Origin of the sequence: Ginsengibacter hankyongi, from assembly GCF_008710285.1 — a bacterium.
GTDB lineage: Bacteria > Bacteroidota > Bacteroidia > Chitinophagales > Chitinophagaceae > Ginsengibacter > Ginsengibacter hankyongi.
The window spans coordinates 1,236,538-1,257,050 of record NZ_VYQF01000001.1 but is presented as its reverse complement, the minus strand read 5'-3'; the positions used below and the strand labels follow the sequence as shown (position 1 = coordinate 1,257,050).

Annotated in this window: 14 protein-coding genes; 5 read left to right on the top strand and 9 right to left on the bottom strand. The window is 36.7% G+C overall.

Annotated features, from left to right (window positions below):
- Positions 1-26: 26 nt before the first annotated feature.
- Together FW778_RS05170 and FW778_RS05165 are read right to left on the bottom strand one after the other, a co-directional pair.
- Positions 27-815, bottom strand: coding sequence for an ABC transporter permease (locus tag FW778_RS05170; RefSeq protein ID WP_150413536.1), 789 nt, complete (start codon positions 813-815; stop codon positions 27-29).
- A gap of 4 nt (positions 816-819) precedes the next feature.
- Positions 820-1,710, bottom strand: coding sequence for an ABC transporter ATP-binding protein (locus FW778_RS05165; RefSeq protein ID WP_150413535.1), 891 nt, complete (start codon positions 1,708-1,710; stop codon positions 820-822).
- 177 nt (positions 1,711-1,887) lie between these two features.
- Between FW778_RS05165 and FW778_RS05160 the strand changes: the two genes are divergently transcribed.
- Positions 1,888-4,062, top strand: coding sequence for a T9SS type A sorting domain-containing protein (locus tag FW778_RS05160; RefSeq protein WP_150413534.1), 2,175 nt, complete (start codon positions 1,888-1,890; stop codon positions 4,060-4,062).
- A 50-nt stretch (positions 4,063-4,112) separates the two neighbouring features.
- Here FW778_RS05160 and FW778_RS05155 read toward each other — a convergent pair whose 3' ends face one another.
- From FW778_RS05155 to metG, 3 genes are all read right to left on the bottom strand, one after another.
- Positions 4,113-6,491 (bottom strand): 3-hydroxyacyl-CoA dehydrogenase/enoyl-CoA hydratase family protein, encoded by a 2,379-nt coding sequence (locus FW778_RS05155; RefSeq protein ID WP_150413533.1) that lies wholly within the window; start codon positions 6,489-6,491, stop codon positions 4,113-4,115.
- A gap of 116 nt (positions 6,492-6,607) precedes the next feature.
- Positions 6,608-7,486, bottom strand: a complete 879-nt coding sequence (locus tag FW778_RS05150) for an NAD(P)-dependent oxidoreductase (protein ID WP_150413532.1) — start codon at positions 7,484-7,486, stop codon at positions 6,608-6,610.
- A gap of 22 nt (positions 7,487-7,508) precedes the next feature.
- Positions 7,509-9,614 carry a methionine--tRNA ligase gene (gene metG / locus FW778_RS05145; protein WP_262714395.1) on the bottom strand — a complete coding sequence of 702 codons (2,106 nt, stop codon included), beginning with the start codon at positions 9,612-9,614 and terminating at the stop codon, positions 7,509-7,511.
- 295 nt (positions 9,615-9,909) lie between these two features.
- Here metG and FW778_RS05140 point away from each other — a divergent pair, with 295 nt between their 5' ends.
- The 3 genes from FW778_RS05140 to FW778_RS05130 all read left to right on the top strand — a co-directional run bounded on the left by FW778_RS05140 (position 9,910) and on the right by FW778_RS05130 (position 12,684).
- Complete coding sequence (locus FW778_RS05140) at positions 9,910-10,953, top strand: S66 peptidase family protein (protein ID WP_150413531.1); 1,044 nt, start codon at positions 9,910-9,912, stop codon at positions 10,951-10,953.
- Between the two features lie 92 nt (positions 10,954-11,045).
- Positions 11,046-11,954 carry a S66 peptidase family protein gene (locus FW778_RS05135; protein ID WP_150413530.1) on the top strand — a complete coding sequence of 303 codons (909 nt, stop codon included), beginning with the start codon at positions 11,046-11,048 and terminating at the stop codon, positions 11,952-11,954.
- 16 nt (positions 11,955-11,970) lie between these two features.
- A complete protein-coding gene (locus FW778_RS05130; RefSeq protein WP_150413529.1) occupies positions 11,971-12,684 on the top strand; it encodes a class I SAM-dependent methyltransferase in 714 nt (237 codons plus the stop codon).
- A 2-nt stretch (positions 12,685-12,686) separates the two neighbouring features.
- On the opposite strand, the gene FW778_RS05125 is transcribed toward FW778_RS05130, so the two are convergent.
- From FW778_RS05125 to FW778_RS05110, 4 genes are all read right to left on the bottom strand, one after another.
- Positions 12,687-13,520, bottom strand: coding sequence for an alpha/beta hydrolase (locus FW778_RS05125; protein WP_150413528.1), 834 nt, complete (start codon positions 13,518-13,520; stop codon positions 12,687-12,689).
- A gap of 32 nt (positions 13,521-13,552) precedes the next feature.
- Positions 13,553-14,341 (bottom strand): alpha/beta hydrolase, encoded by a 789-nt coding sequence (locus FW778_RS05120; RefSeq protein ID WP_150413527.1) that lies wholly within the window; start codon positions 14,339-14,341, stop codon positions 13,553-13,555.
- A 95-nt stretch (positions 14,342-14,436) separates the two neighbouring features.
- Positions 14,437-16,422 (bottom strand): KUP/HAK/KT family potassium transporter, encoded by a 1,986-nt coding sequence (locus tag FW778_RS05115; protein WP_150413526.1) that lies wholly within the window; start codon positions 16,420-16,422, stop codon positions 14,437-14,439.
- A 398-nt stretch (positions 16,423-16,820) separates the two neighbouring features.
- Complete coding sequence (locus FW778_RS05110; protein ID WP_449404184.1) at positions 16,821-17,393, bottom strand: RNA polymerase sigma factor; 573 nt, start codon at positions 17,391-17,393, stop codon at positions 16,821-16,823.
- A 256-nt stretch (positions 17,394-17,649) separates the two neighbouring features.
- Between FW778_RS05110 and uvrA the strand changes: the two genes are divergently transcribed.
- The gene (uvrA, locus tag FW778_RS05105; RefSeq protein ID WP_150413524.1) at positions 17,650-20,493 is read left to right on the top strand and encodes an excinuclease ABC subunit UvrA; all 2,844 of its coding nucleotides are present in this window, start codon (positions 17,650-17,652) and stop codon (positions 20,491-20,493) included.
- Positions 20,494-20,513: the final 20 nt, after the last annotated feature.

The following is a 20,513-nucleotide window of genomic DNA, read 5'->3' as shown; positions in this document are numbered from 1 at the left end:
CTAGCCGAACTTTTTTTTGAAATTCTTTACAAATCGTCTGTTGTAAATTTTTTCATTGCAAAAAAGAAATAGCCGCAGATATAAGCCAGGCTTGCAACTACCATTATCCATAAATCGGGCGCTCCATCATAAATTATTTTATTACCAAAAGGAATCGGCAACATTACATCAGTAACCTGTAATGGTAAAAAATATCCAATAGGCGATAAGCCAAACTTATGATTAATTAACATGGTAATGATAAACTCGAAAATTAATCCATATAAAAAAAATACGGCAATAGCTGCACCGCTCCTTCTAAACAATACCGCGAGAAACATTGCAAAAGTTATATAGGCAACAGTTTGAATGAAGATATAACCAACATTTTCGATTCCTTCAAAACTGAAAGAAGAACCGGTTGTGAGTGAACCAAAAAGCAAGGCAACAAGAAAATTGAAAAACGTGGCCACCACAGCAAACAGGATGGCAAATACAAATTTTACGGAAACGAATTGCATGCGGGTCCATCCATCAATTATATTTTGCCGGTGAGTTTTAAAATTAAATTCATTGGTGAGTAACATAATAAAAAGTATTCCCGGAAAATATAACAGCCAGCTACTCATAAAGCCCACTGTTTGCCACACTTTTGGAAAAGCATAAGGAGTGCCGAGAAGCAACTGGCTCTGGGGCAAAGATTGAATGGTTAATTCATTTACATAAAACCCCGTATAGTTAATACCGAGTATAGCAAATGTGTAGAGAATAGAAAATATCCAAAATGCTTTATAGTTTTTTACTTTAAGCCATTCAACTTTTAATAAATGTAGCATGCCTTTAATTATTGGTAAGTTCAAAAAATCTCGATTCGAGACTTTTCTTTTTAAGAATAAGATGATTAAGAATAATGTCTTTGCCAAAGCAAAAGTTATTAATTGCTTCAAGGTCTGCAGTGCCTACAGGATAAAATACTTTAACCATTCCACCTTCTTTCGTTACTCTTGTTTGGCCAGGCATTTTTTGTAAAACTTCTATTAGTCGCTCGCTATTTTTTGCCCCTACTTCTACCATATCTTCATTGGATAAAATTTCGTTTACATCACCTGAAGTAATTAATTCGCCTTTTCTTAAAATAGCTACATGCGTGCAAACTTTTTCTACTTCATCAAGGAGGTGACTTGCCATTATAATTGTTTTACCTTCACGATAAAGGGTTTTCATCAGTTCGCGTATTTCGGCTATCCCTACAGGGTCCAGCCCGTTAGTGGGTTCATCAAAAACCAACACTTTGGGATTGCCTAAAAGACAAGATGCGATGGCTAATCTTTGTTTCATTCCAAGAGAATAAGTACTGAATTTTGAATCCTTTCGTTTCGTGAGGTCTACCATTTCGAGTACCCTTGGTATATCTTCCTTACCATGTTGTTTTATTTCTGCAGCTATTTCAAGATTTTTTACACCGGATAAATAATGATAAAAATTGGGCGTTTCCAGCAAGGTGCCAATTCGCCTGCGATGAAGTTCAGTGGGCGCTTCGTCAAAAAGTTTGTAGGTGCCCGAGGTAGGCTTTAAGATATCCATTATTGTACCAAGCATCGTCGTCTTACCGCTACCGTTAGGTCCCAGTATTCCAAAAACAGAACCTTCAGGAACTGAAAAACTTACCTTTTTTAATGCTTGTATTCTGCCATACGATTTGGATAAATCCTCAACAGTTAGTATCGCCATAAGTTTTAAAATTATTATAGGAGGTTTAAAGATACAAACACGGGAAGGAAACCATTGCCTAAAATTTTTTGGACGGTAAGATTTATTTCTAATTTTTATTGGCCATAGATTATTAACTTACAATCAATTAAAAATTCTGCCAAACTAATCTTCTTTTCTGATTAAAAACCTTACAAAATGTTGAAAAAACTTTACACAAAAAACCTAAGTCTAATTTTATTTTTTATCGCAATTAGTTATTGCAATAAAATTATTGCTCAATGCGGTGTGCCACCTACCAGTGGCTCCGTTACTATCTCGATAGCCAATAATATAGTAAATACTTATTACCCCGGCACGGGCAATCCGGTGGCAGGTACGACCAGCTTAACCGTTGGCCCAGTTGATTCCCGGGGTAACGCAACACCTATTTCAACAGGTGATCTAGTATTAATAATACAAATACAAGGAGCGGATATTAATTCGAACAATAATGATGCTTATGGGGATAATTCTGCAGGAGCTCCCGCGTCGGGATACCTTAATGCTAATCTTAGAGCCGGATATTATGAATATAACACAGTTGCAGGCATAACGGGCTCTGTTATAACTTTTGGTTACAGTTTGGCCAATAGTTATTTTGATCGGGATTTTACTCCAACAAATTCTATTCAAAAGTATGAGGTGATAAGAATTCCGCGGTATTATGATTTGAAAATTAAAGCCGGAGCATCTGTTACATGCCCATCATGGAGTGGAAGTACAGGAGGTGTGGTTGCTATCGATGTAAATAATAAGTTTACATTAAGCGGTTCAATTGATGTAAGCTATAAAGGATTTAGAGCAGGGGGTGGCAAAAACTTAACGGGAGCAACTGCCGGAAACAGTAATGGAACCGGCACATTAACTAATACAGACTACAGGTGGAATTCTCCTATAACAACAGCGGCAAACGCAACAGGAGGTGCAAAAGGCGAGGGTATAGCCGGCACGCCAGCGTATTTGTTTGAAAACGGAACTGCACTTACAACAACTAACGGTATTGAAGGATATATTGGAGGCAGTATGGGCAGAGGTGCACCGGGCAATGCGGGTGGTGGTGCAACTGATGGGGACCCTTCACTAAATCAATACAACGCCGGCGGGGGCGGAGGCGGTAATGGTGGTAGTGGCGGAAACGGAGGAAGTGGTTGGCATGGAGCAAGCGGAGATGTAAACACCTATCCTACGGGCGGATATGGCGGTGTTGCTTTTGGTGAAGTTTCCACTGAAAGATTTTGCATGGGCGGAGGCGGTGGCGCCGGATCCGCTGATAACAGCCTTCCGTCTAACGAATATAGCTGTAGCGGAGGCGGTGGCGGAGGTATTATAATTGTGAGAGCGACCCAATATACTGGAAGCGGAAGTGTTTTGGCAAACGGATCAAATGCTCCTGGTGTTACTGATACATATACTCCTCCGCAAACCGATGCTGCCGGCGGCGGGGGAGCAGGCGGAAGCATTATCATGGTGACCACTGGGTCAGGCCCGGTTGGATTAAATAACATAACTGCCTCGGCAATCGGAGGCAGTGGCGGAGATATGACAAACTACTATGACTATGGTCCCGGCGGCGGTGGAGGCGGTGGTATTATAATTACTAATGGTACATTTTTATCAACAAATGTTTCAGGCGGTACTAACGGATTAACACTATCTGGTTCTCCGACCGGAAATGCTGATAATAATTATAATGCAACACCGGGCGATAATGGAAAGATAATTTTATTAGCGAACCCTCCGGAATTTATAAATTCAATTAATCCCGGCTCGCCTTGCGGTGTGCTTCCGGTAAAACTAACGGACTTCCTGGCCACTGCTAATAATAATGCAGTTAACCTGCAATGGAAGATAGCCAATGTGATAAAATTAAAAAGTTTTGAACTTGAATATAGCGCCGACGGAATTTCCTTTTCAAAACTAACCACGGTAAGTTATCACGACAGGCTATCAGAATATAATTACACACATATAACGTCATCATCCCAAAACTTTTACAGGCTTAAAATGATAGATGATGAAGGCAGATTTTTTTACAGTAAAATTTTAAGTGTTCAAATAAAAGATTCACAAAATAAAATTTTATTAATGTATCCGAATCCCGCATACAACGATCTTACTTTGAAATTAACAACTATACAAAATGGACCAGTTGATGTTAGAATAATTGACAATGCGGGCAAGGTTCTCATCAATAAAATGTATACATTACAGAAAGGTGAAAATTATTTATCCATTGATGGAATTGATAAATTGCCCGCATCTCTTTACCTTGTAAAAGTAAAATCATCATTCCTTAATATAGTTGAAAAATTAATTATCAATAAAAAATAAAAGAAAGTAGGTCAAATAAAAAAGCCGGGTTAATAGCCCGGTTTTTTTATTTAGTTTCTTATGGGTTTTCCCGTTTTCAAAACACTTTGTAATCTTTCCAGTGTTTTCTTTTCGCCGCAAAGGCTTAAGAATGCTTCTCTTTCGAGGTTAAGTAAATATTGTTCACTTACTAATGTAGGTTCGCTGAGATCGCCACCACACATAACATAAGCCAGCTTTTTTGCAATTATTACATCGTAGTCGGTAATATAATTTCCGCGGTGCATTCCATTTATTCCTGCATATAGCATTCCCAAAACAGAGCGGCCCAAAACTTTTATATCAGTTCTTTGTAAGGGCATTGTATAACCATTATCAAATATTTCTATAACACTTTGTTTTGCATCAGCGATTCTTCTCTGTTGGTTCATACTTATTTCGTCTATGCCTTTACGTAAGATTCCTAAATTATATGCTTCAAACGCTGATGTAGAAACTTTAGCGGTACCAATGGTGAGGAACCTGCTTTGAAGTGTAATAGTTTCCGGTTCATTTTCATGCATTTCATCCGCGGAACGTAAAGTAAATTCTTTAGTTCCTCCGCCCCCAGGTATAAGACCAACTCCCAACTCAACAAGACCAATATAACTTTCTGCAGCAGCCTGCACTTTATCGCTGTGTAAACACATTTCGCAAGCGCCACCGAGGGTCAAACCATGCGGCGCAACTACCACGGGTATGGACGAATACCGTACCCGCATCATGGTATTTTGAAACATGCGGATTGCCAGGTCAAGTTCATCATATTCCTGTTCCGTCGCAAGCATAAAAATCATTCCTACATTGGCTCCGGCACTAAATTGAGGGCCTTCATTTGCAATAACTAATCCTTTATATTTTTCCTCGGCTATAGAGATAGATTTATTCATAGCTTCCAAAACTTCACTGCCTATGCTCCCCATTTTAGTATTCCACTGCAGGCCAACAACATCATCACCCAAGTCATATAGATTGCAGGCAGTGTTTTTCCAAACTGTTTTTTCTTTAAGGTCACTTAAAATAATAAAGGAATCGCCGCCGGAAAGTTGTAAATATTTTTTGGTACTAACGTCGTAGTATAAACGCTTTCCATTTTCAATTTTGTAGAATGAAATATTGCCTTCAGTAAGAAAATCGTTAACCCAATTTGCGACATCGTAGCCCGCGGATTTCATTGCAGCAGTGGTTTCTTTTACTCCCAACACATCCCATGATTCAAAAGCTCCTATTTCCCAGCCAAAGCCCGCTTTCATAGCATCATCAACGCGATAAATTTCATCACTTATTTCAGGAATGCGATGTGAGATGTAAGAGAAAAGACTGTAATGAAATGAGCGGTAAAATTCGCCAGCTTTATCCTTTCCCGCAACTAAAACTTTCAATCTTTGTTTCAGATCGTCAATTGGTTTTGCTGCATTAAGTGTTGCAAACTTTGGTTTTTGTCGGGAGGTATATTCGAATTTTTTAAGGTCGAGCGTGAGAATTTCTTTTTGACCTTCATCGCCTTTAGTTTTCTTAAAAAATCCCTGGCCTGTTTTATCACCTAACCATTTATTATCAACCATTTTTTGCAACCATAAAGGAATAACAAATGTGTCTTTCGCTTCATCACCAGGGCAATTATCCTTTACACCTATCGCTACTTTTACAAGGGTGTCTATTCCTACAACATCGGCAGTTCGACACGTTGCAGATTTCGGCCGGCCAATTACGGGACCTGTTAGGGCATCGATATCATCGATAGTTAAGTCAAGCTTTTCCATAATATGGAATATTGACATAATACTGAAAACCCCAATACGATTGGCAATGAAAGCAGGAGTGTCTTTGCAAAGAACGGTTGTTTTCCCAAGATACAGATCACCATAATGCATTAAGAAATCAATAATCTCTGTATCAGTATCTGGTGTTGGTATGATTTCAAGAAGCTGTAAATATCTCGGGGGATTAAAAAAATGTGTGCCGCAAAAATGTTTTTTAAAATCATCACTTCTGCCCTCCGTCATAAGATGAATAGGAATACCTGAAGTATTGGAAGTAATTAACGTTCCAGGTTTGCGAAATTTTTCAACTTCATCAAAAATTGACTTTTTAATATCCAATCTTTCGACAACAACTTCAATCGTCCAATCGCAGGAGGTGATGTCTTTCATGTTATCTTCAAAATTTCCCGTAGTAATATTTTTAATAACATCTTTTGTAAAAACAGGAGATGGATTAGATTTTATTGCTGTGGCCAATGCATCGTTTACAATTTTATTTCGGTTAGGTTTCAGCTCTCCTTCTTTTGCGGGGCTGGCAATATCAAGCAACAAAACCTGTAAGCCAATTCCCGCAAAGTGGCAGGCAATGCGACTTCCCATTACTCCACTTCCTAACACCGCTACTTTTTTTATCGTTCTTTTTTGCATAATAAATTAGTTAGTTAAACAACCATTTAATGTGAAATTAGGAAAATTTCCTGAGGTTAATAAATCGAAACCGATAACTTACAATTACTGGTTCTGTATATAAGAATAATCGCGTGTTATTTGTTTTTATCAGCAGTTGAAACTGCACTCCAGTCAATATTTCCCCGACCACTATCCGCAATGGATTTCATATTATTTTGTAGCAATTTTGCAAGAGGCATTGATTGATTTACCGTAACTGCCTGTTGCAAAACAAGGTTCATATCTTTTAAACCTAACTTCATATAAAAGGCAGCTGGTTCAAATTTCTGTTCTAATATAATTTTACTGTAATTATGATACAATGGTGTATTAAATAATGTTTGAGAAAATATATTCCACATTTGGTCTGCATCAATTCCGCTTTTGTTGGCGAGATTAATGCTCTCACCAATAGCTTCAAGTGCGGATGCAATCAAAAAATTACCACAGAGTTTTACGGTATTGGCGGCAACAATTGAATCTCCAAAATCCCAAACATTCAAGCCACCCGTATCCTTTAACAATGGCTCTGCCTGCCTGCGGATGCTTTCTTCGCCACTAATTACATAGTTTAATTTTTTGGCTGTCGCTGCCTCCGGCCTTCCGAAAACAGGTGAAGCAAGATAATACTGACCATGTTGTATATGAAGTGAAGAAAGATATGCGGCAGTTTCCGGAAGAATAGTGCTCATGGAAATATGCACACTGTCTTTTTCGAGATTTTTTAACAGGCCACCTTCTCCCTCACAAATACTTTTTAATGCCGCATCATCAGAAACCATGGTGAAAACCGTAGTGCATTGTTTTGCAAGCCCGGCAATACTTTCACAAACATTGGCTCCTTTTTCGCTAAGTGGTTTCGTTTTTGAAGAAGTTCTATTGTAAACGTATAATGTGTGCCCGCTTTCAATTAAATTTAATGCAATAGGAGTTCCCAAATTACCTAATCCAATAAAACCTATATTTTGTTTCATAAAAATTTTTTTTGATCCCAAATTATGTGACAGATGCACCCGGATTAATTTTATCTTCAGGTTTTACAAAATGTAATTTTCCTTCTTTGTCTTCTGCCATTAATATCATGCCATTGCTTTCAATTCCTCTCATTTTTCTCGGGGCAAGATTGGCAACTACCACCACCTGTTTTCCTGCAATTTCTTCAGGCTTAAAATGCAATGCAATGCCAGAAACTATGGTTCTTTTTTCAAAACCAAGATCTACTTCAAGCTTTAAAAGCTTGTCTGCTTTTTCAACTTTTTCTGCCGAAAGAATAGTCCCGACTTTCAAATCTATTTTTGCAAAATCATCAAAGACAATTTCCGGTTTTATTGATTCCATTTTATTTTCTTCTTTATTTTGGTCAACTGTTGTTTGTAATTTATTAAGAGAATCAACCAATCCTCTCTTTAACTTTTCAATTTGAAAATTAATCTCTTCATCCTCAATTTTCCTGAATAACAATTCAGGTGCTCGTAAGCTATAACCAACACTTAACAATTTTGATTTTCCGGCGTTTTCCCAATCGAGCATTTTGTCAACAACCTTCATCATGTAAATCATTTTCTTTGCCGTAAATGGCAAAAACGGATTGATAAAAATGGAAAGGTTTGCACATAGCTGTAAACAAATGTGAAGACAATTGTCAATTTTATTCTGCGCTTCTATTGCCGGTTGTCCGTTATTGTTAGTCTGTTTTGCAACAATCCATGGTTGTTTCTCCTGCAGGTATTTATTTCCTTTTCTTGCCAAATCAATCACTTCATACAATGCATCGCGAAACTTATATTGGTCTAAAAGATTTTCAATTTTAATTTTAGTTTGTTCAAATTCTGCCACCATTTTTTTATCAGCATCATCAATAATGTCAGCGTGCAAAGTAGGTACTTTTCCGTTGCATAATTTATGCATCAATACAAAAGTTCGGTTAACAAAATTTCCGAAGATGGCAACGAGTTCGCTGTTGTTTCTGTCCTGGAAATCTTTCCAGGTAAAATCATTATCCTTTGTTTCCGGAGCATTCGCACATAACACATACCTGAGTACATCCTGCTGGCCGGGAAAATCTTTCAGGTATTCATCAACCCATACAGCCCAGTTGCGGCTTGTAGAAACTTTCTGGCCTTCAATATTTAAAAATTCATTTGCAGGAACGTTATCGGGTAAAACAAAATCACCATGCGCCTTAAGCATGGAAGGAAAAATGATACAATGAAAAACAATATTATCTTTTCCAATAAAATGAACCAGCTTGGTATCTTCTTTACACCAGTAATCTTCCCAGTTCTCAAGAAGTTCTTTAGTGGCTGAAATGTAACCAATAGGTGCATCAAACCAAACATACAACACTTTTCCTTCAGCATTTGGTAACGGAACCTTTACTCCCCAGTTACTATCTCTTGTCATGGCTCGTGGCTGTAACCCTTTGTCCAGCCAGCTTTTGCACTGGCCGTAAACATTATTTTTCCATTCCTTATGATCTTCGAGTATCCATTTGCGTAAGAATTGTTCATAGTTCTGCAATGGGAAATACCAATGTGTTGTTTTTCTTTTTACCGGAACCGCATCGCTTAATGTACTTCGTGGATTTATTAAAATTTCCGGGCTTAGAGAAGAGCCACAATTTTCACATTGATCACCAAAAGCATGTGGATAGCCGCACACAGGGCATGTTCCGGTAATGTACCTGTCTGCTAAAAAGGTTTGTTTTTCTTCATCAAAAAACTGTTCAGTTTGTTTTTCTTCAAATAAGCCTTTTTCATATAGATTTAAAAAAAAGTCTGAAGCTGTTTTATGATGAACGGGGTTTGAAGTGCGGGAATAGATATCAAATGAAATCCCCATTTCCGCAAAACTTTCCTTAATAATTTTATGGTACTTATCAACGACCTGCTGGGGAGTAATATTTTCTTTCATGGCTCTAATGGTGATTGGAACGCCGTGTTCATCACTTCCACAAACAAATTTTACATCCAGTCTTTTTGCCCGTAAATAACGGACATAGATATCCGCAGGAAGGTAGCAGCCGGCAAGATGCCCGATATGATTGGGGCCATTGGCATAAGGTAAAGCCGCTGTTATTAAATACCGTTTAAATTCTTTCATAATCATGTTACCGCTAATTCAAATATTTACGGATTGCAAAAATACCTAAACCATTTCAATGCCCAAACAAACAAAAATCCGCTTAAATTGTAGGAGTTTTAAATGAAGAATAAATCCAACTGAATTTACTTTCCGTCAAATTCTTTAATATTAACTTGGGGAGCTAATACGTTATGATCTTTTAACAATAATTTCTTTGGGCAAATTTAAATTGACACTTTGTTTAATATCATTGGATGAAACGTCTGGGTTGGGGTTTGAATTGTAATTTTTTAAATTGAATTATTAATACTTCATGAATCGTAAAAACTTTCTTTCTTCAATTGTTCCTTTAGCAGCATCTGTTTCTGCAGTGGCGAAAGGTGGGGGAGATCTCAACAATAGCTGCGCAATTTTTGAAGAAAATAAGATTAGTAAAATTCCTCCTTATTTGAAACCGGGTGACGTAATTGGAATTACGTGTCCTTCCGGGTATATTAGTTTTGAAGAGATTCAACCGGCTATTGATAAATTGAAAGAATGGGGTTTCCAGGTTCGGATAGGCCATACCGTTGGAACCCGGGATTTTTCATTTGCAGGGAATGATGAATACAGGGTAGAGGATTTTCAAAATATAATTGACGATGATTCTGTAAAAGCAGTTTTGCTGGGGCGTGGCGGTTATGGAGCTGTAAGAATTATTGATGCAATTGATTTTAAAAAGTTTGCAAAACATCCTAAATGGATAATAGGTTTCAGCGATGCAACGGTATTTCATTCGCACATAAATAAAAACTTTGGAATCGCTACTATTCATTCAAAAATGTGCAACAGTTTTCCATCGGATTGGAGCAGCGCAACTCCCGGGCAAATTGATTCAATTGATTCAATTAGAAAGTGTTTAACAGGAGAAAATATACAATACCCTGTTGCGGTAAATACTTTTAATAAAACCGGAGCTGCGGAAGGAATTTTGGTGGGTGGTAATTTATCTATTTTACAAAACCTTGCGGCAACAAGATCTGATATAAATACGGATGACAAAATTTTATTGATTGAGGAAGTTGATGAGTATTTATACAGTATTGACAGGATGTTGTGTAACCTGCAGCGAAGTGGAAAATTACAGAACCTAAAAGCTTTAATTGCCGGCGGTTTCAACAATATAAAACCGGATGACCCCAGTGATAATTTTGGCAAAACGGTTTACGAGATAATTCTTGAAAAAGTGAAAGAATATAATTACCCGGTATGTTTTGATTTTCCCGTTGGACACCAACGAGAAAATTATGCGGTGAAATGCGGTGTAAAATATCGATTAAATGTTTCAGATAATTCAGTTACTCTTAATCAAGTTTAATTCTTAATTAGTCTAATTTTAAATGGAATGCTTTTTGAAACTAGTGGATCAACAAGTAAACAATAAAACTATCCACCTATAAAATAAAACCCTTGATTACAATTCCTCCATATTTAAAACCGGGCGATACAATAGGCATATTGTGCCCTTCCGGGTATATGCCTTATGAAAAAGCAGTGACGGCTATTGAAACACTTACAGGATGGGGGTTTCATATAGTGACAGGTAAAACACTGGGCCACCAGTTTAATTATTTTTCCGGAACCGATGAAGAACGGTTAAATGATCTTCAGCAAATGATGGATGATGACAATATCAAATCTATCTTTTGTGCAAGAGGTGGATATGGTATGGGAAGAATTATTGATAAACTCAGTTTCAAAAAATTTAAAAGAAATCCAAAATGGATTATTGGTTTTAGTGACATCACGGTTATTCAAAGTCATTTATTTTCGAAATATAAAATAGCGTCTATGCATGCCCCGATGGCTGCGGCGTTTAACGACGGTGAAAATAAAAATCAATATATTCAAACCTTGCATGATTCTTTAATTGGACGGAAAGCAGATTATGTAAGCGCTGGTAATGAATTTAATAAAAAAGGAAAAGCATCCGGTATATTGGTTGGTGGAAATTTATCACTGCTTGCACATCTTACCGCTACATCATCGGAGTTAAAAACAAAAAATAAAATTTTGTTTATCGAAGATGTTGGCGAATATATTTATAATGTAGATAGAATGATGTACCAGTTAAAGCGAAGCGGTAAGCTTGATAAACTTAAAGCTTTGATTGTCGGAAGATTTACTGAAATGAAAGATACAACAATACCTTTCGGTCAAACTGTCGAAGAAGTAATAAGAGATATTGTAAAAGAATATGATTATCCTGTATGTTTTAATTTTCCTGTAAGTCATGATAAAGAAAATTATGCATTGAAAATTGGTAGCGAATATAAATTGTCGGTATCGGCAACAATGGCGGTACTAAAAGAAATATAGAATTTATATTTGCCGCATGAAGTTTACAATTATCCGCTTTCTAAAAACCACCTTTATCCGGTTAAGGCTTCACGTTTTATTTTCATGGGCTACAGGATTGTGGCAGCAACAGTTATGGATGACAAAGCTTTCCCAATGGGCAAGCGAAAATAAAAAAATTCCATTCAATGATTTTCCCTGCAAATGGGATTATAACAAGCGATACGAGCTTTATAAATACATTTTCAAAAACGAAATGTTAAGTCTTGACATCAATTATCTTGAATTTGGTGTTGCGGATGGGCATTCTTTCAACTGGTGGATGACAGAAAATAATCATCCCGGTTCCCGTTTTTATGGATTTGATACGTTTACCGGATTGCCGGAAGATTTTGGACCATATAAAAAAGGGACTTTCGCTAATAGCACTAATATACCAACGGTAAAGGATAAACGCGGAAAATTTCACCAGGGTTTATTTCAGCAGACGCTTCCTTCATTTTTGAAAAATTTTGATAATAGTAAGAAGAACGTTATAATGCTTGATGCAGATCTTTACACTGCTACATTATTTGTACTCACCAGCCTGGCGCCGTTTTTAAAGAAAGATGATATTATTTTCTTTGACGAATTTGTAGTTCCGACGCAAGAGTTTATGGCTTATCACCAGTTTATTAATTCTTATTATTTTAACCTTGAATTATTAGGCGCCGCCAATAATTATTATTTCGTAGCTTTTAAAGTGAAATAATTTTAAAGTGAGAAAAGAGAATCAAGTTTTTCATGGAAAAGCGGAAACTCGTTAAGGTCATTATGCGAGCCTTTATGAATTGTGATAAATTCATCTCCCGGTTTTAAAATCTTTTTAAGCTTTGCAGCATACCGGTAAGGGATTATCCAATCATCAGTTCCATGGAAAATTGTAATAGGGATCTTTACATCTTTAAGATACTCACCAGTGGGGAACTTAAATTTCGATAATGATTCAACCGGATAAATTGGAGCATAGTGGCTGAAAAGGTCAGGAATGCTGTAGTAAGGAGTTTCCAGTATAAGTCGCTTACAAGGCTTTCTTGAAGCAAGCCAGGAAGCAATACCTGAACCTAACGACTTGCCATAGACGATGATGCTATCTTTTCCAAATTTTGTATTGGCGAGTTTATAAACTTCCCTCGCCTGCATATACACATTAGGTTCTGTAAACTTTCCCGTGGTTTTTCCATAACCGGGATAATCAGTCATCCACACTTCATAGCCATGTTTTGTAAAATTGATGGCGTATTGGGCATAGTGATTTATATTTTCAAGGTTCCCGTGAAAATAAAGTACAACACCTTTACGTGTTGAATCATTTGGAAGAAATTGAACAAGATTGAGATTGTCCGTTGCGTTTAAAGGAATATTTACTTCTTTAAAGGGAACATTAAATTTAAACTGGTAGTCAAAAGAAAGAGGCGTTGGGTGAAGCAATAATTTTTCCTGAAAATAATACAATGCAATTCCTGTGACCCCATAAATAAAAATGCCGATTTTCGTCCATCGGATAATTTTTTGTTTTCGTGATCTTGTAACCTTATCTTTTTTCATCTTTAATAAATCAATTTAGAAATTTACATAAATCATGGTGCAAGAATATCTCTTATGAAATTATGATATTGAGGAAATGACGGAAGATTATTATGTCCGCCGCCTTCAATTCTTATCAATGTTATTTTATGCGGATTTAATTTTTGAAGTTGTTCACTTTGCTTTATTGGAATGAGCCAGTCTTTTGTGCCATGTAAAATATAAGTATGGCAATTTACTTTTCGTATCCATTTATTGGTTTGAAGTTGAAAGCGCAAAACATATTTCATCGGTAAAATTGGTAAAAAACGCTGTACCGCTCTTTCAAAGCTATAAAACGGTGCATCTAAAATTAAATACCTTGGCGAATTATCACTGGCAAGCTTCGATGCGAAACCACTGCCAAGACTTCTTCCATAAATGATCAACTGATTTTCATGATACAGATTAGAAAGATAATTGTAAACTACCTGCATATCTTTAAACATGGCTTTCTCCCCGCGTTTGCCTGTGCTTTTTCCAAAACCGCGATAATCGACCATCACTACATCATATTTATACCTGTAAAAATCTTTGGCATATTTGGCCCACCCCTTTATACTCCTGGTATTGCCATGAAAATATAGTATGAGACCGAGCGGATCGTTGACAAAAAAATGAAGTCCGTTAATTACTACGCCAGGCTCAACATCAATAAATAGTTCTTTAAACGGAACATCATATTTATAAAGAAAATCTTGCTTTAATTTTTCCGGCTTAAAAATAAATTTTTCCTGAACTAAATAAATGATGATTAAAACAATAGAATAACCGGCAATTATATAAACTAAAGTTGGAGACAAAATAAATTATTAGCAATGAATAATACACTTGGCAATGTACAGGAAAAATTAAAAAAGTTGAATAATACGAAGTGGATTAAAATATTGTCTATTGATTATTTTTCACTTTCATCACTAAAAATCCTGTTTAGTTTTACTTTATTTACGGGAGCTACAATGAGAGGAAATTTTTCCACCGTAACATTACTTTGTTCAAGCCCAAAACCCCTTTCTTCACTAAGGCTTATCCTTTTTAACCAGAAATATAATTTCATAATTATTTTTTCGAAGAACGGTAATTCATTGTCTTGCGAAAGGAATTTTTCCATTACAATAAACTGGAAATCGCCCACTACATTGTTACGCTGCAGGCTTTCATAGCGGCTGGTAATATTTACTTCTTTGTTAGAAACCATATCTTCCACAACTTTTCTGAACATTAAATTTATTCTTGGCTCCATGCGAAATCCAAGGCGGAATTCAACTCTTATTATTTCATTAGGAATGATGGTTTCCACGGTATATTCGCTGGTGTAAGGGTCATCCTGCGTATCAACGTGCACAAACCAATAGATATCTGCACGTTTTGGTTTCCTGTTGAGAATGGAATAGACGATTTTATGTTCAATTTCTTTTGGATTATTAGCGCTTGTTAAATAAACAAGGTGAGTGGCATACTTAGGAATAGTAAGATCATTACTAAGTTCCTGGATGGTTGGAAGGTATTGCTCAAGCCTTACAAATTCAACATAACGGTTTTTAATTTTTCGTGCCCTAAACCATACATACATTATTGAAAAAAGAGCACCGCCAACTATTAAAGTTACAAAGCCACCATGTGGAAATTTATTAAGATTGGCAAATAGAAAACCCAACTCAATGGTAAGGTAGACGATAAGATACAGGTAGATAAAAGGCTTGGAAGTTCTTCGTGAAACAAGAAAATTTGCAAATAACATAGAAGTTGCAAGCATACACAAAGTAATGGCCAACCCATAGGCGGCTTCCATATTGGAAGAAGTTCTAAAGTACAGCGTGATGCCAATACAACCAATAAGTAGCACGGTATTTATTCCGGGAATAAATAACTGACCTCTTTCTTCCGTAGGATAATTAATCTTCATTTTTGGCCAAAGATTCAGCCGCATGCTTTCGCTTATGAGCGTGAAAGAACCGCTTATTAACGCCTGGCTGGCAATAATTGCTGCAACGGTTGCGATAACAAGACCTATTATTTTAAAGTTTTCGGGCATAATTCCATAAAAAGGATTAAACCCATTATCAATTATTTCTTTAGTAAATATTTTACCGGAATGATTTGATAAAAGCCATGCGCCCTGCCCCAGGTAATTAATAATTAATGCTGATTTTACATAGATCCACGAAAAACGAATATTACCTCTTCCACAATGTCCAAGATCGCTATATAAAGCCTCGGCACCCGTTGTACATAGAAAGACCGCTCCTAAAATCCAGAAACCCCCGGGATATAAAGTCAATAATTTAATTGCATAAAATGGGTTAAATGCCTTGAAAATATAGAGGTCATCAAAAATGTGTACGGACCCTAAAACTGCTAACATTAAAAACCAGGTAAACATGATAGGACCAAACATTTTTCCTATGGAAGCAGTTCCAAATTGCTGGGCAAAAAACAATACCAGCAAAATTGCCAGCACTATATAAACGATTGTTGAATCGCCAATGTCGCTAAAAAACTGTATTTGTTTTAATCCTTCAATTGCAGCAGTAACAGATATCGGAGGGGTGATCATTCCATCTGCCAGTAATGAAGCGCCGCCAATAATGGCCGGAAACACTAACCATTTTCTTTGTCTTCTTACCAAGGCATATAAAGAGAAAATACCACCCTCACCTTTGTTGTCAGCTTTTAAAGTAAGTATAACATACTTAACAGTAGTTTGCAAAGTAAGCGTCCAGATAATACAGGACAATCCTCCTAAAATAAGTTCCTGGGAAATAATTCTATCACGAATGATTGCATTTAAAACGTAGAGTGGTGAAGTACCGATGTCGCCGTAAATAATTCCTAAAGCAATAAGTAACCCAGCTGCGGATACTTTATTGAGATTTTTGCTCACTACACAAATTTAAGTTCTTAATCAAATTCCCTTCAAACACAATGTTACTTCTTTTCAAAATATCTGCAAATGTAGCAGAATTGTAATATTGGCAATAATTTCTTATTAATATGTACTTTGTCAAATAAGATGAAAAAACTGCAACAGCTTGCATTAAAATTATGCCACAGAAAATGAATATTTTTTAAAGAAGTTAATTATGATTTGTTATTCAACATAAAGCTTTATTTAAATATTGGACATATGAGAAATTTCTCTCGCGATACCATGCTAAAAATTTAATTGAATATTATAATAGGGCCGCATAAATTTCAGGGTTGCTTTATCCATGTCATAAAAAAATCCCCTTCAATATTTGAAAGGGATTTGACTTCGTAATTTGGGGGTTACAAATATTATTATAAAGCAATTTGCTTTTCTGTCATCATTTTTCTTAAATTAATAAGACCATAACGCATGCGGCCAAGAGCAGTGTTAATGCTGCAGTTGGTTAATTTAGCAATTTCCTTAAAGCTAAGGTCTGCGTAGTGTCTCATTACAATTACTTCTCTTTGATCTTCTGGTAACATCTCTAATAATTTTCTTACTCTTTCATGGCTTTGACCCTGCATCATTTTTTCATCAGCACCTGCTTCAGAAAAATTGATTACTTCAAAAATGTCACGGTCGTCACTGGTTTTAATGGACGGACTGCGTTTAACTTTTCTGAAATGATCTACACATAAATTATGAGCTATACGCATTGCCCAGGGTAAAAATTTTCCCTCGTCGGTATAGCGGCCACCATTAATAGTATCAATCACCCTGATAAACGCATCCTGGAAAATATCTTCGGCAAGATATTTGTCCTTTACCAGTAAATAAATTGAAGTGTAGATTTTGTCTTTGTAACGATGTACAAGATTCGTTAGGGCTTCAACATCACCATCAAGGTAAAGGTGGATCAATTGTTGGTCGGATAAAGTGTTCATGGATTTCATAACCTGTTTACAGATTTTTGGTTTAGGATATTGTGTAAGTCTCAACCAATTAAAAGAAAATAATGTGGGAATCTATTGCGAAGCGCAGAAGGTTCTTCATTTGTTTCTGGATAATTGGAAGACCTAAATTAGGACAATAAATAAAACTTCCAAATGAATTGCTAAATTTTTTTCGTAAAACGAAAAATTAGAGCAATAGTACTTTGAATGGCTCGTAAAAGTACGAATCATTATTTTTGCAAGTCACATGAGTATACGTAAAATTACCCGCAACGAGGTAACCACACAGCCAAAGAAATCTTCAAATAATATATTAATTAAGGGAGCACGCGTTCATAACCTTAAAAATATAACGGTTGAAATTCCGCGTAATAAACTTATTGTAGTTACGGGAGTATCAGGCTCTGGCAAATCTTCATTAACTATTGATACGTTATTTGCAGAAGGCCAAAGACGTTATGCAGAAAGCCTTAGCGCCTATGCACGCCAGTTTATGGCCCGCATGAATAAGCCCGATGTTGACTATATAAAAGGACTATGCCCTGCAATTGCCATTGAACAAAAAGTTATTACACGAACGCCAAGATCCACCGTAGGCAGCATGACGGAAATTTATGATTATCTCCGTTTGATGTTTGCAAGAATTGGAAAGACAATTTCGCCGGTTAGTGGGAGAGAAGTAAAAAAAGATGATGTGAATGACGTGGTAAATGCAATAAGCCGGTTTAAAAAGGGTGATAAAATTTTATTGCTTGTTGCGTTCCGGCAACATCATAACAGAGATGCAAAAGAAGAGCTGAATATATTAATGCAAAAAGGTTTTTCAAGAATTTATGCAAACGGTGAAGTTATCAGGATAGAAGATATACAGGAGAAAAAAAATATTTCATCTGTATTTACTCATGTAACTACATACGTTCTAATTGACCGGTTAGTAGTAAAAGATTTTGACGAAGAGGACAAACATCGTATATCCGACTCCGTTACTACCGCTTTTTATGAAGGCGAGGGAGAAGTTACTCTTGAAATAAATGGTTCGCAAACGTTACATTTCGCCAATAAGTTTGAGCTTGACGGAATAAAATTTGAAGAGCCTGTTCCAAACTTATTTTCATTTAATAATCCTTATGGGGCTTGTCCTGTTTGCGGTGGATTTTCTTTGGTACTTGGTATTGATCCGGATTTGGTAATTCCTGATAAAAGACTAAGCGTATTTGAAAATGCAATTGCTCCGTGGCGTGGGGAGAAATTAGGATTATGGAAAGAGAAATTGATTCGTTCGGCGCGTCATTTCGACTTTCCTATTCATAAACCGATTATTGATCTCACTTCCGCTCAATACAATCTTTTATGGACGGGTAATGCCTATTTTTCCGGGCTTGATGAATTCTTTAAAGAAGTAGAACAAAATTTATATAAGGTTCAATACAGGGTTTTATTAAGCCGTTATCGCGGGAGAACGCTTTGCCCCGAATGTCATGGATATCGTCTCAGGAAGGAAGCATTGTATGTAAAAGTGGACCATAAAAATATTGGTGAGCTCTGCGAAATGCCCGTTAAAGATCTTAAGAAATGGTTTGATGAAATTGAGTTATCTGATTATGATAAAACCGTTGCAAAAAGGATTCTAATTGAAATTAATAACAGGCTTGAAACGCTTCTTGATGTTGGATTAGGATATTTAACTTTAAACAGGCTAGCTAATTCATTAAGCGGCGGAGAAAGTCAGCGAATTCAATTAACGCGAAGCCTTGGAAGTAACCTTACAAATTCATTATATATTTTGGACGAACCTTCCATTGGCCTTCATTCAAGAGATACTGAAAGGCTGATTGTAGTTTTAAAAAATCTTCGTGATCTGGGTAATACAGTTGTAGTTGTAGAACATGATGAGATGATGATGCGTGAAGCCGATCATATAATTGATATGGGCCCTTTGGCCAGTCACCTCGGTGGAGAAGTAATTGCTGAAGGAGATTATGATGATATTATAAATAACCCGGAAAGCCTTACAGGAAAATATTTGAGTGGGAAATTATCTATTGATCCGCCAAAACATATCCGCAAGTGGAACCGGTCTATAACGGTAAGGGGTGCACGACAGAATAATTTGCAGGATATTGACGTGGTGTTTCCATTAAACGTTTTATGCATTGTGAGTGGTGTTAGTGGCAGCGGTAAAACAACACTGGTAAAACAGATTTTATATCCGTCATTAAAAAAATTAAAAGGTGAGTTTGCGGAGAAAGCCGGATTAAGCAAAGGGCTCGATGGAGACCTCGATTATATTTCGCAGGTTGAAATGATAGATCAGAATCCTATTGGCAAGTCTTCGCGAAGCAATCCCGTTACTTACATTAAAGCGTATGATGAAATACGCGAACTTTTCAGCAAACAACCGCTTAGTAAAATGCGTGGATATATGCCTAAGCATTTTTCTTTTAATGTGGATGGCGGCCGTTGCGATGCTTGTAAAGGGGAAGGGGAAAAAGTTGTAGAGATGCAGTTTCTTGCAGATGTGCATTTAGTTTGCGATGTATGCGGAGGCAAAAGATTTAAACAGGAAGTGCTTGAAGTAACTTACCAGGAAAAAAATATTTATGATGTGCTTGAAATGAGTGTTGACGAAGCGATTAAATTTTTCGGTGGTGAGAAAAAAGGAAACAAAAAGAGCGATGCTACGGGTGCAGAAGTAGCAAAAAAAATTCAACCATTAAGCGACGTTGGATTGGGCTATATAAAACTGGGACAATCTTCCGACACATTAAGCGGTGGGGAAGCCCAGCGTGTTAAGCTTGCCTCTTTTTTAGGCAAAGGCAAAGGGCAGGGTAATTTGCTTTTTATTTTTGATGAGCCAACAACCGGCCTTCATTTTCATGATATAAAAAAGTTACTCGGTTCGTTTAATGCGCTTATTGAACAAGGCCATTCTATTATTGTAATTGAGCACAATACTGATGTAATAAAATCTGCTGATTGGGTAATTGATCTTGGCCCTGAAGCAGGCGATGGAGGAGGTAATCTTGTTTATGCCGGGATCCCTTCTGGCTTGAAAAAAATCAAGGAGAGTTATACCGCAAAGTATATTTGAAATGAGCGTTTAAAATATAT